General features: G+C 68.1%; 12 protein-coding genes. 1 reads left to right on the top strand and 11 read right to left on the bottom strand.

Translation table 11 applies throughout. From position 1 onward, the window contains the following. Window positions 1–40: 40 nt before the first annotated feature. The 11 genes from CcI156_RS09215 to nifV all read right to left on the bottom strand — a co-directional run bounded on the left by CcI156_RS09215 (window position 41) and on the right by nifV (window position 10647). Entirely contained in the window at window positions 41–400 is a 360-nt protein-coding gene (locus tag CcI156_RS09215) for a nitrogen fixation protein NifZ (protein WP_011438833.1), read from the bottom strand. Next, on the bottom strand, window positions 397–852 hold the full coding sequence (nifW, locus tag CcI156_RS09210; protein ID WP_011438834.1) for a nitrogenase-stabilizing/protective protein NifW: 456 nt from the start codon (window positions 850–852) through the stop codon (window positions 397–399). Before nifW ends, CcI156_RS09215 begins: the two co-directional genes overlap by 4 nt. Further along, on the bottom strand, window positions 849–1085 hold the full coding sequence (locus CcI156_RS09205; RefSeq protein ID WP_023840004.1) for a CCE_0567 family metalloprotein: 237 nt from the start codon (window positions 1083–1085) through the stop codon (window positions 849–851). The genes nifW and CcI156_RS09205 overlap by 4 nt, the downstream gene beginning before the upstream one ends. Beyond that, window positions 1075–1518 (bottom strand): NifX-associated nitrogen fixation protein, encoded by a 444-nt coding sequence (locus tag CcI156_RS09200; protein WP_011438836.1) that lies wholly within the window; start codon window positions 1516–1518, stop codon window positions 1075–1077. The genes CcI156_RS09205 and CcI156_RS09200 overlap by 11 nt, the downstream gene beginning before the upstream one ends. Next, window positions 1515–1949, bottom strand: a complete 435-nt coding sequence (nifX, locus tag CcI156_RS09195; protein WP_011438837.1) for a nitrogen fixation protein NifX — start codon at window positions 1947–1949, stop codon at window positions 1515–1517. The genes CcI156_RS09200 and nifX overlap by 4 nt, the downstream gene beginning before the upstream one ends. Next, window positions 1943–3670, bottom strand: coding sequence for a nitrogenase component 1 (locus tag CcI156_RS09190; protein ID WP_076805307.1), 1728 nt, complete (start codon window positions 3668–3670; stop codon window positions 1943–1945). Before CcI156_RS09190 ends, nifX begins: the two co-directional genes overlap by 7 nt. Further along, complete coding sequence (nifE, locus tag CcI156_RS09185; RefSeq protein WP_076805306.1) at window positions 3670–5040, bottom strand: nitrogenase iron-molybdenum cofactor biosynthesis protein NifE; 1371 nt, start codon at window positions 5038–5040, stop codon at window positions 3670–3672. Before nifE ends, CcI156_RS09190 begins: the two co-directional genes overlap by 1 nt. A 208-nt stretch (window positions 5041–5248) precedes the next feature. Then, the gene (nifK, locus tag CcI156_RS09180; protein WP_076805305.1) at window positions 5249–6805 is read right to left on the bottom strand and encodes a nitrogenase molybdenum-iron protein subunit beta; all 1557 of its coding nucleotides are present in this window, start codon (window positions 6803–6805) and stop codon (window positions 5249–5251) included. Window positions 6806–6872: 67 nt separating this feature from the next. After that, window positions 6873–8333, bottom strand: coding sequence for a nitrogenase molybdenum-iron protein alpha chain (gene nifD, locus CcI156_RS09175; protein WP_076805304.1), 1461 nt, complete (start codon window positions 8331–8333; stop codon window positions 6873–6875). Window positions 8334–8376: 43 nt separating this feature from the next. After that, window positions 8377–9240, bottom strand: coding sequence for a nitrogenase iron protein (nifH, locus tag CcI156_RS09170; RefSeq protein ID WP_076805317.1), 864 nt, complete (start codon window positions 9238–9240; stop codon window positions 8377–8379). 201 nt (window positions 9241–9441) lie between these two features. Next, complete coding sequence (gene nifV, locus CcI156_RS09165; RefSeq protein ID WP_076805303.1) at window positions 9442–10647, bottom strand: homocitrate synthase; 1206 nt, start codon at window positions 10645–10647, stop codon at window positions 9442–9444. Window positions 10648–11389: 742 nt separating this feature from the next. Between nifV and CcI156_RS09160 the strand changes: the two genes are divergently transcribed. Next, entirely contained in the window at window positions 11390–11827 is a 438-nt protein-coding gene (locus CcI156_RS09160; protein ID WP_011438844.1) for a hypothetical protein, read from the top strand. Window positions 11828–12223 lie beyond the last annotated feature (396 nt).

Raw genomic sequence — 12223 nt, 5'->3', positions numbered from 1 at the left:
GGGTCGGTGGGCAGCATCGGCAGGCTGACGGGGGTTGCCTTCACGACCGCCCTTCCTTCCCCCCGGCGGTCGCCGTGCCGGTGGCCGGAGCGGTCGCCGAGGAGGTCGCGGTGGTCGTCGCGGCGGGTGCGGCGGTACCGGCGGCGACAGCCGCGGCCTGCTGCCACTGCTCGGGGGAGACGAGCTCACGTTCCAGCGCGCCGACGATGCGGCCGTGGTCGAAAGCCACCGCGTACACGATGTGTTCCTGCAGGTAGAGGCCGACGTTGATGACCTGGCCACGGGTGCCGGCCTCGACGAGAACCTCACCGACGGCGATCGCCGGGTCCGGATACGTGCCGTCGTTACGCAATGCCTTGACGGCGACCACGATGTCGCCGACGTCGTAGGTGCTGTTCATCGGGTTCCACCCAGGTAGTCGGCGGACGCGGCGGCGTGGTGCGGCCAGGCGGACTGGGACGGCTCCACCGGGTCGGACGGCGCCGACGGCTGGGGCACCGTCGGGGTCAGCCGCTCGACGGTGATCGACGACGCGGGCACGAACGACGACTGCGGAGCGCGGTCCTGCAGCACCTTGAACAGGCGGTGGTCCAGGGCGGAGGCGGTGGTGAAGGCCTCATAGGAGCGGATGAGCGCGTCGCGATACTCCCGCAGCAGCTCCACCGGGTTCCCGGCCTCGGTCCGAGTGTCGTGCAGCTCGACCAGCTGGTTGGCGAAGTACCGGAGGATGTGCAGCCGGTTGACGGCCAGGACTCGCGGGTCGTAGTCGACGTCCAGCAGGATGAAGTACTCCTCGGCGGTGGAACAGCGGCGGAAGTCCGCCAGCTGGCCGGCGGCCATGCTCACGCTCATCGCGATGTCTCCTTCTTGAGCAGGCCCTCGAGGAGGGCGATCTCCGCATAGGCGTCGTAGGTGCGGCGGGCGGCGTCGAGCAGGCCCTCCCAGCCGATCGGGAGGTCCTCGGCGAGGTCGTGCAGGTCGAGCTTGAGCTGGGAGGCCCGGCTGCGAAGCTTGCGCAGCCGCAGCTCGGTGTCGGCCGGGGCGCCCCCTGCCGGGGTGTCGGCGGCTTGGGCGTCAGGAGTCATCGCGGGCCACCTCGTTCCATCGTTCGATCTGCTTGGTCGCGCCGGTCACCAGCGACTCGCCCCGGGCGGAGAGCTCGTCCATGGAGCCGAAGCCGAACCGCTGCACGTCCCGCAGCGCGTCGGAGAGGACGACGAGCCGCCCGGCACAAATGATCACGCGCCCGAACCCCTCGTGGCTGAGGTCGAGCACGGTGGTGGTGAACGCCCCGGTCGCCTTCTCGGTGGCCGCCGCGACCGCCTGGTAAAAGGAGCGCACCCGGCCCTCTACGGCGGCGTCGATGTCGCAGTTCACCGCGATCTCGCGGCGCTGCTCCCGCGTGACGATGAACGGGCGGAGCAGGTCCTCGTCGGAGAACCGTTCCAGTTGGCCGTAGGTGTCCCCGGCGCGCAGCTGGTCGACCAGGTCGCCGAGGAAACCGGTCTTCGCGGTCATGCCGCGTCCCCCTTGGGCTTCAGAGCCGTAGCACCGCCGCGKGTCCAGGTCGCCGCCGGCTGCGGCTCGTGGGACCGCAGCACCTTGCGCAGCCAGGGCGGAGGATTGCCGGCCAGCGTCGAGGTGTAGCGGCGGAGCAGCTCGGGGATGGCGGTGCCCTTGACCACCTTCACCGGGTGAACCCGGGCCTTCACCACCTTCGCCGCGGCCGTCCCGCCGATATCACTGATGTTGAGAATCGCGCAGTCCGAGACCGCGGCGAGCCTGGATTCGATCTTGTCCTGTTCGTCCGTCGGCGCCGCGTCGAGCGCGCGGGTCTCCAGGAACCTGGCCCCCTCGGGGCCGACCTCGTACACGTCGAACCGTTGGCACCACCCGAAATGCTGATCCACAGCGGTGCCGTCGCTGGTCGCGAAGGCGATCTTCAACACGGAGACTCCTGGAACAGGTTGTCGAGTTGATCGGATTCACCCGCGGAGCCGGGTTGGGTGGGGATCTCGGTCCGGTGGGCGGGCTGTCCATCCGCGCCGGACACGGAGAACCTCCGCCCGGAACGGCGGTGCACGTGCTCGTGATCGAGCAGACGATTCGCGGCGTCGATGAGCAGGCGCAGGCTTCCGGCGTACCCGGCGGTACCGGCCAGCGCCGCGCCGAGCCGATCGAAGATCGGGAAGCCGACGGGCAGGTGCGCGGCGCCAATCCGGTCGGCGACCTCGCGGGCGTGGCTGGAACCGAGGACGAGGTGCGCACCACCCGCCCGAGCCCGTTCGGCGAGGTCGGTCAGATCACCGACGACGACCTCGTCCCAGGGCGCGTCCGCGAGGACCGGCGCGGCGGTCGGGGACACCGCCGCCACGACCTCGGCCCCGACGTCGTGCAGCAGGGAACCGACGGCGACCAGGGTCTCCGGCTCCATTGCCAGCGCGACCCGGGCGCCACCGAGGACGAAGTGCGTGTCGAGCAGACCGTCGGCGAGCCGGGCCCGGGCCTGCCGGACCCGGGCCGGCGCGGACGCTCCGGTGAGTTCGATCAGCTCGGTGACCAAGGTGTCCATCTCCGTCAGCCCGCTGAGATGACGGTGGCGGAGGATCCGGGCGCCGGTCCGGGCTGCGAGCAGGTCACCGGCCGCCGCCGCGGTCGCACCCGCGACGAGCACGGCCCGCGACCGACCGAGCGCCCGCAGCCGCGCGAGCCCGGTGCCGCCGGTCGTCGTGGGCTGCCAGGCGGGGGCCAGGTGCCCGTCCACCGATCCGGACAGGTCGGGGACGAGTACCGGGTCGAGCCCGAACGCGCGAATCAACTCACCGAGCTCGTCGAGGTCGGCCGCCGTCAGGGACGGGCCGACCAGGACGGCGAGCTGGCGCGGGTCCAGAGCACCACCGTCCGCCGCCGCCACCCGTCGGGCGGCGGACCCCAGGGACCTGGCGGACCTGGTGGACCTGGCAGCCTCGGCGGACCCCAGGGACCTGGCGGACCTGGTGGACCTGGTGGACCTGGTGGACCTGGTGGACCTGGCAGCCTCGGCGGACCCGGGGGTAGTGAGATGCGTTACGGGAGCGCTGGCCGCGATGAAGGCGGTGCGCCCGGTAAAATATCTCGCTTCGGAAGGCTCCGTTTCGGAATGCTCTGCCGGCACCACCGCTCGGACCAGCGCCTCCAACGCGGCCGACCAGCCGTCGGACAGCCCCCCGATGAAGTCCGGGGTGGAGACCCCGACGATCAGCGGGGCCCTGCCGGGGGCGGAGCCGTTCGCGCCCGCCTCCGGCCCGCTCGAGTCGGTCTCGTTCCAGGCCGAGAGGTACTTGCGCAGCTGGCCGCCGACGTCCTCGCCGCTGACCTCGGTGACCCCCGTGGTGAGCAGGCCGATGATCTCCGGCCGCTGCTTCTTCCGGATGGCATCGAGCSTCTCCACCATCGCCTCACCACTGCCGAGGACCGCGGTCACCTCGGTGATCGCGGTGGTCTGCAGCGGGATCGGCTCGTTGAAATGCCGGGTGAGCAGGGCCTTGGCGAATGACGCGCACCCCTGCGCACCATGCATGATCGGCAGCGAGCCGGCGAGGCCCAGGAAGACCAGCGCACCCCCGAGCGRCTGGCTGTGCTTGAGCGGGTCGATCGTCGCCTGCCGCTCTCCGGTCACGATCTCGGCCATCAGCGGGCTCCGACCAGGTCCCAGGGAGCGGGCCGGCTGACCTGCTCCCAGACCGGGCTCGCGATCGCCAGGTCGAGGCGCCGGGCGAGCTCGACCATCCCGGTGTAGCCGGCGTAAGGGATGTGCCGCTCCTGGTTGATATCGAGGAACGGCAGCCGGCCCTTCAGCGCGGTGTACTGGTTGCGGCCGCCGGCGACGAGGATGTCCGCCCCGGTCTGTTCGGCGACCCGCAGCAGCTCGCGCGGACTGCCCTCTTTGATCATTTTTGCGTCGCCGAGCAGCTCGCGGATCTTGTCCACGTCGCCGTCGGAGCTCTTGGTAATGCCGCTGCCGACCACCTCGATGCCGAGGTCCTGCAGCGCGGACACGATCGACCAGCTCTTGACCCCGCCGGTGTATAGCACCGCCTTACGCCCGGCGAGCCTGCGCCGGTACGGCTCAAGTGCGACGGCGACGGCCGCCTCCTCGACAGCGATGAGCTCCTCCGTGCGGCGGGAGAGCTCGTCGTCCTCGAGCAGGCGGGCGAAGCCGCRCAGGGTGTCGCCCATCGCCCGGGTGCCGTAGAAGCTGCCCTCGAACCACGGGATCCCGTAGCGTTCCTGCAGGCCACGGGCGAGTCCGAGCAGCGCGCGCGAGCAGACCACCATCGTCGCCCTGGCCCGATGGGCCGCGGCGACGTCACGGTAGCGGGCATCACCGCTGATGCACGCCTGCACCCGAAGGCCCAGCCGGGACAGCAGCGGCAGGACGTCCCACAACTCCCCGGCGATGTTGTACTCACCGATCAGGTTGACGTCCCGGTCGGTGGTGAGCTCCGGCTCAACGGTGCCGATCACGTGGTCGAGCAGGGCCTGGCCGGCGAGCCGGTTGCCGAGGTTCTTGCTGCCGACGAACCCGGGCGAGTGGATCGGGATCACCGGCACCCCGGACTCGGCGGCGGCAGCCGCGCACACCGCGTCGAGATCGTCTCCGATCATCGCGGTGACGCAGGTCGAATAGACGAAGACCGCTGGCGGCGAGTGCCGCTCGACGACCTCCAGGATGGTGTCGAACAGGCGCTGTTCCCCCCCGAGCACCACGTCGTTCTCGGCCATGTCGGTGGTGAAGCCGTGCCGGTAGAGCACCGGCCCGGACGACAGGCTGCCTCGGCCGTCCCACGAGTTGCCCGCGCAGCCGATCGGGCCRTGGACCACATGAGCGCAGTCGGCGATCGGGACGAGGGTGATCATGGCTCCGTCGAAGGCGCAGCCTCCGGAAGTGCCCCCGGGCTTGGGTTTGGGACAACCCGCCTTGCGGGCCTTGGTGCTCTTGGCGTTGTTGTGGTTACAGGCCGGTTCGGTGAACAGCGCGACGCGTTCTGTGGCTGCCATGGGCCATCCTCGGAAGGACGCGGTTCTACGGGCACGGTTCTTGAAAGAGGTGAGACGGGGGCGAGGGGTCGATCGATCCGGGAGGTGATCGATCGACCCCACGGCGGGGTGGTCGGCCGGTCGCAGGGAGCGCGGTGGGTRCGGCCGGCCGACCACGTTCAGATCCGGCCGGGAGCCGGACCGGCCACAGCTGTGCCCGGTCGGACGCTCAGCGGACGACGTCGAAGCTGTGGTCGGGGCTGGTGCGGTCCAACTCGTCGAGCACCGTGTTGACGAGCTGGGTGAGCAGGTGCAGACCGCCGGTGTAGCCGACGATCGGGAAGYGGTGCAGGTGGTGCCGGTCGAAGATCGGGAAACCGACCCGGACCAGCGGCACGTTCGCCTCCCGGGAGATGTACTTCAGGTACGAGCTCCCAATGAGCAGGTCGACCGGCTCGGTGAAGACCAGCGACCGCAGGTGCCAGAGGTCCTTGCCCGGCCAGACGGTCGCCGCCTCGCCGAACTTGCTAGTCGAGAGGACCTTCTCCAGCCTGGGCGCGAARGAGTTGTCGGCGTTCGTGCTCAGCAGGTGGACCGGGATCATCCCGAGTTCGAGGGCGAAGCCGGTCATCGCGATGACGAGGTCAGGGTCACCCGCGATGGCGACCCGCTTGCCGTGCAGATAGGCATGCGAGTCGGTGAGCGCGTCCACCAGGCGGCCACGCTCGGCGGTGAGCTCGGCCGGGATCTCGACCTCCGCCAGGCGGGCCACCTCAGTCAGGAAGCGGTCGGTGTTCTTCACCCCGATAGGGGTCTCGAGCACCACCGTCTCCTGCTTCCACCCGTCCCGGACGAACTCCGTCGTCTTGCGGGTGGTGGTCTCCTGAAGCATCACGGTAGCGCGGCTGAACMGAGCCGTGGCGGCCTCGGCGAGCGGGGTACCACCTGGGTAGAGCTCGTACTCACCCGTCGCCGGCGAGTCCAGGGAGCTGCTGTGGTCGCCCAGGATCAGGGGGTCGACACCCATCAGCTCGAGGATGCGGCGGTACTCGCGGTGGTTGCCGACGTAGGTCTCGAAGCCGGGCACGATGTTCAGCCGGGGCTTCCCGGGGGACTCGACCTTGTCGGCGTCCGCTGTCCTGCTCAGGAGCTCCAGGATGCCCTTGAGCATGCTGTCGTAGCYGGTGAGGTGCGAGCCCACGAAGCTCGGCGTGTGCGCGTACGGCACCGGGTAGTCGGCGGAGATCGCGCCCTTGTCCCGCGCCGCGCCGATGTAGGCGAACAGGTCCTCCCCGATCACCTCGGCCATGCAGGTGGTGCTGACCGCGACCATCTTGGGCTTGTACAGGGTGGTCGCGTTCTCGAGCGCCTCGACCAGGTTGTTCAGCCCGCCGAAGACGGCGGCGTCTTCGGTCATCGACGAGGATGCCGCCGGGACGGGCTCCTTGAAGTGCCGGGCGAAGTGGCTGCGGAAGTAGGCGACGCAGCCCTGCGAGCCGTGCACCAGGGGCATGGTGCCCTCGAAGCCGAGGCCCGCCAGGACCGCGCCGAGCGGCTGGCACGCCTTGGCCGGGTTGACGGTCAGCGCCTCCCGGGCGAAGTTCTTCTCCCGGTACTCCCAGCCGCGGGTCCACTCCAGGACCMGGGCGACCTCGGCGGCGTCGCTGCCGTTCTCGAACTCGCGCTTGCCCTCGAACTGCTTCTGGTAGACCTCGTCCTTGAACAGCTCGCTGTGGTCGAGGACCCGCAGCGGGACGGAACTGTTTGTTTCCGGAGTCGTCGTCACCGGACATCCTCCCTTCTACCGTGGCTGATGACTGCCGGCTACCGCCGGCGGGGGCCGGACCGGCCGGTCAGAACACCTCTCCGGCCTTCGACCAGGGGGTCTCCATGAGGTCCCAGGTCGGGCTGTTGATCGCGATGTCCATGTCACGGGCGAAGACCGCGAAGCCGTCCACGCCGTGGTATGGCCCGGAGTAGTCCCAGGAGTRCATCTGGCGGAAGGGGACGCCCATCTTGTGGAAGACGTACTTCTCCTTGACGCCCGCGCCCATCAGGTCCGGCTTGAGCCGCTTGGCGAACTCCTCCAGCTCGAAGGCCGTCGGGTCGTCGTAGAGGACCACGCCCTCCGCGAGAGCGGGGTAAGTACGGGTGTAGTCGTCCTTGTGYGCGAACTCGTAGCCGGTGCCGACGACCTCCATGCCGAGGTCCTCGTAGGCACCGATGGTGTGCCGGGGCCGCAGTCCGCCGACCGCGAGCATGACCCGCTTGCCTTCCAGGCGCGGCCGGAAGGCGTTCGTGATCTCGTCGAACCGGACCTGGTAGCGGGCGATCGCAGCCTCGGTCTTCTGCTTGATCTCGTCGTCGAAGAAAGCCGCGATCTTCCGCATCGAATCGACGATCTTGGTAGGACCGAAGAAGTTGAACTCGGTCCACGGAGTGCCGTAGCGCTCCTCCATGGTCGTGCAGATGTAGTTCATCGACCGGTAGCAGTGGATCAAGTTCAGCTTCGACAGGTGCGTCGAGGCCATCTCGTTGATCGTGCCGTCACCGGACCACTGGGCGATGACCCGCAGGCCCATCTCCTCCAGGATCTTCCGGGAGGCCCAGGCGTCGCCGCCGATGTTGTAGTCGCCGATGAGCGCGACGTCATACGGCGTCTGCTTGAAGGTGTTCCCGCCGGTACCCAGCACGTGGTCGCGGACCGCGTCGTTGGCGATGTGGTGGCCGAGGGACTGGCTGACCCCGCGGAACCCCTCGCAGCGCACCGGGACGACCRGCAGCTCGAGCTTCTTCGAGGCCTTGCGGGAAACCGCCTCGATGTCATCGCCGATCAGACCGATCGGGCACTCGGACTGGACCGAGATCCCCTTGGCCAGCGGGAACAGCTCGACGATCTCGTCGCAGACCGTCTCCAGCTTCGGGTCACCGCCGAAGACGATGTCCTTCTCCTGGAAGTCGGTCGTGAACTGCATCGCGGCGAAGTTATTCACGCCCCAGGGGCCGCGGGCGTAGTTGCGCCGGGTGGCCCAGGAGTACTGGCCACAGCCGACCGGGCCGTGGCTGATGTTGACGATGTCCTTGACCGGGCCCCACACCACACCCTTGGAACCGGCGTAGGCGCAGCCGCGGATCGTCATGACCCCCGGGCGGGATTTGATGTTGGACTTGACCTCGCACTCCTTCGACCCATCGGGGTCGTTGGCCTTGAGGTGCTTGGCCCGGAACTTGGCCGTCTTCGCAGGGTAGTTAGACAGCACCTCGGCGATCATCGCCTCGGTCTCGGCCTTGATAGGTGCCGGCGTCGTCGTCATGGTCGGGACCTCATCCTCGACGGAGTCGGAGCAGGTGACAGGGTCAGGCGACAGCGGCGGCCTTGCCGATGATGCTCTCGTCCTCCTGCTCCATGATCCCGAACTCGATGAGGAGCTCCTCGAGCTCGTCCATGGTGATCGGCGTCGGGATGGTCTTCATGTCGTTGTCGACGATCTTCTTGGCGAGCTGCCGGTACTGGTCGKCCTGCTCGTTCTTCGGGTCGTACTCGATGACCGTCATCCGGCGCAGCTCGGCGTGCTGCACGACGTTGTTGCGCGGGATGAAGTGGATCATCTGGGTGTTGAGCCGGCGGGCGAGCTCAATGATCAGCTCGTCCTCGCGGTCGGTGTTGCGGCTGTTGCAGATGAGCCCGCCGAGCCGGACACCACCGGAGTGCGCGTACTTGAGGATGCCTCGGGCGATGTTGTTCGCCGCGTACATCGCCATCATCTCGCCGGAGGTGACGATGTAGATCTCCTGCGCCTTGCCCTGGCGGATCGGCATCGCGAACCCGCCGCAGACGACGTCACCGAGGACGTCGTAGGTGACGAAGTCGAGGTCCTCGTAGGCGCCGGCCTCCTCCAGGTAGCTGATGGAAGTGATGACACCGCGGCCGGCACAGCCCACACCGGGCTCCGGGCCACCGGACTCGACGCACTTGWTGCCCCACTGGCCCTCTACCAGGACCTCGTCGAGCTCCAGGTCCTCGACCGAGCCCTTCTCGGCAGCCAGCTGGATGACGGAGGTCTGGGCCTTGGAATGCAGGATGAGCCGGGTCGAGTCGGCCTTGGGGTCGCAGCCGACGATCATGACCTTCTTGCCCATCTCGGCCATCGCCGCCATGGTGTTCTGCTGGGTGGTGGACTTGCCGATACCACCCTTGCCATAGAATGCGATCTGGCGCATGCGGTGTTCCTCCTCGGAACGGTTGCCCAGCGCAGGGGGCACCGGTGCCACGACCACGCCGATCGGGCAGGTCGGGCCGCGAGAGCCCCTGGGCTGGAGTCGTGCCGCCGGCCGGGTTTGGCCGGGACATCGGCACAACCGTTAGTTGTTGATCTACCCCGTTGCGTCTGTCAGCCGGGTCCGGGTCCTGCCGGACCCGGCCTAGGACGGCGGGGCCTCCACTCGGGGGGCCGGCACTTCGGCCCGCCCGAGAAGCTCCTGGAAGTCACGGCCGTGCAGGCCGCGCTTCGTCTGGGTCGCCGTGGTCCGGACCCGCTCAAGCAGCGGCTCGATCTCGCTGTCGTCGGCGGTGATGCCGTACTGGGCCAGCGCGTAACGCACCGAGGCCCGGCCACTATGCTTCCCGAACGCGAGCCGCCGTTGCCCGCCGACTTCGGCGGGGTCGAACGGCTCGTAGGTCGACGGGTGTCGCAGCACGCCGTGGACGTGGATCCCCGACTCGTGCGCGAACACCGACTCACCGACCACCGCCTTGCCTACCGGCAGCGGGCGGCAGGCGGCCCGGGCCACCATCCGCGCGAGCCTGCGGAACGAGGTGGTGTCCAAGTCCACCGGCACCTTCAACAGGTGCCGCAKGGCCATCGCCACCTCCTCGAGCGGGGCGTTGCCGGCCCGTTCCCCCAGACCCAGCACCGTGGTGCTAACCCAGGTGAATCCGGCCTGAACCGCGGCGAGGGTGTTTGCGGTCGCCAGACCGAAGTCGTCGTGGGCGTGGATCTCCCACTCCCCCGGGACCGCCTGGACCAGCCGGCCGAGCCGGGTGTAGGCGCTGACCGGGTCCAGCAGACCGACCGTGTCGGCCCAGCGGATCCGGGTGGCGCCCCACTCGCGCAGCTCGCCGGCCAGCTCGATGACGAAGTTGTCGTCCGCGCGGGAGGCGTCCTCCAGGCCGACGCTGAATCGCAGCCCGCGGTCGGCCGCGTCGAAGACGCAGTCGCGGATGCGGCGCCGCGCCCATCCCCGGTCCCGGCCCAGCTTGCTCTTCAGATGCAGGTCGGAGACGGGAATGGTGAGGTGCGCGGTGACAATTCCGCAGGACACCGCGGCATCGATGTCGCGGCGGTCGGCCCGGCACCACGCCACCACGCCGGCCTGGGGTTGCGTCGCGAGGATCTCCCGCAGGACATCCCGTTCGGCGGGTCCCATGGCAGGTATTCCGGCCTCGATCTGGTGTACGCCGATGGCGTCCAGAGCAGCGGCGATGGCAAGTTTCTCGGCTGCGGTGAATGCCACTCCAGGCGCCTGCTCGCCGTCGCGCAGGGTGGTGTCGCAAAACCTGACCGGCGCGGCCGGCTCGACCGTAGGCGCGGATGAGCTGGGAAAACGGGGACCGGGCACTGTCATCACCAGCCGTCGATCGAGAACAGAAGGCCATGGGATCGCCCCCGAACAGTGGTTCTTCGTTTGTCCGGTGGCGACACGAAGAACACTAGGAGCCGTTTATTTCAGCCCTGCAAGCCCCGGTAACTTCGGCGTTAACAGGTATTCCGTCGGGATGACTGGAAGCTTCTCCCGAAAGATACCTCGAAGGATATTCTCAAGGAAAAATCTTTAATTAAAATTTTCCTGGAAACTTTCCCCCGTGGCGCCGCCCACATAGCCCCGGGCGCGCCGCCGAAGTGGTCCGGAGCACACGGTACGCCAGGAAGATCGCCCGATTACGGGGATCCCCCAGCTCCGTCGGCGCGATGTAGATGACAGTAGCAAACGCCCCGTGMAGATGAGATGTTATCGGAACATTCGAACAAGAGTTTMAGCGAGGTACCTGCCATGTTACGTAGAGATGTCGGCGCTATCGATGCTGGTCACGGCGGATGAACAAGATGACTCACATTCATGTTGGCAGCTTCCCGACCGCCGCGCGATCCCGATCACCAGGATTAACTTTTCCGAAACCGACAAGGTCCGTCGTGAGTGGACCTCGCCCGAGGAGTCGGTTATCTTATGGATAACAGTTATTTTCCGCCGGGCGACGCCGGGCGACGCCGACCTGGCAGCACGCAGTGCTTTCCTATGGAGAGCGGAAGGAGCTGGGCGTGTCGGTTCGCGCATACGTGGAGTACTTGGGTTGCCAGTCGGGATGGTAGAGATGACGGACACGCAGATGGTCGGCGTGCCGTCCGACCCGCCGGGAACGTGGGAGGACCTGCGTGCGACCGTAGTAGGCAACAACGGTGTCTTCCGGATCAACATGGGGACACTGCGGGAGATCGGCGGCTATGGCCGATTGGGTACCAACGTGCGGCAGATCCTGAGCCGGAACCTCGCCGGCATCGGTCTCGGGCACCTGCCCACGGAACTACCGTCCTACCAGGACAAAGAGGTTCTGCTCTTCCAGTTCGGCACACCGGCRGCAGAGATCGTCGAGGCGGTCCGGGAGGGCGCCTCCGACGGAGCTGAATCCGCGCTGGTCAGGCTGAACTCCTCGCAGGACATCGCGAAGGTGCGCGACGCCTCACTCAAGGCTGTCGAGCTCCTCTCGATTCTGAACGACCGCTGCCGGGACTGCATGCGCCCGCTGCATTAAGCGACCGGTGGCCGTCACCTCCGTCGCCGGCCTGACGGTCGGCGACGGAGGTGTCTGGTCGTGGCTGCCGGAGGCGGTGGACCGCCAGGTCAACCGGGGGAAATCCGGCAGCTTCGTGTTCGTCACGCCTATGTTTGATCATGGCCGCGAACCACGGCGTGGGAACGACGGCGACAAAGCGTCATCGTGGCGACGGCGCTGTCCCGCTCCGCCCACGCCATCGCCCAGTGGAAGTGGCCATATCGTGGCTGACCGTCATGGTTGGCGGCACGGACCGGGACGGCGGGCGGYGTTTTCCAACGCCACCCGCCGTCTTMGGCATTGAACTCGCCGTTGAGCTTGGCGTTGAACGCCATGAGACAATGCACCGTCGATCGAATCCCGCATCGCCGGGAC

It is taken from the genome of Frankia sp. CcI156, assembly GCF_001983015.1.
GTDB lineage: Bacteria > Actinomycetota > Actinomycetes > Frankiales > Frankiaceae > Frankia > Frankia casuarinae.
The sequence above is the reverse complement of the archived record's forward strand: the minus strand, read 5'-3'. Positions and strand labels throughout refer to the sequence as shown.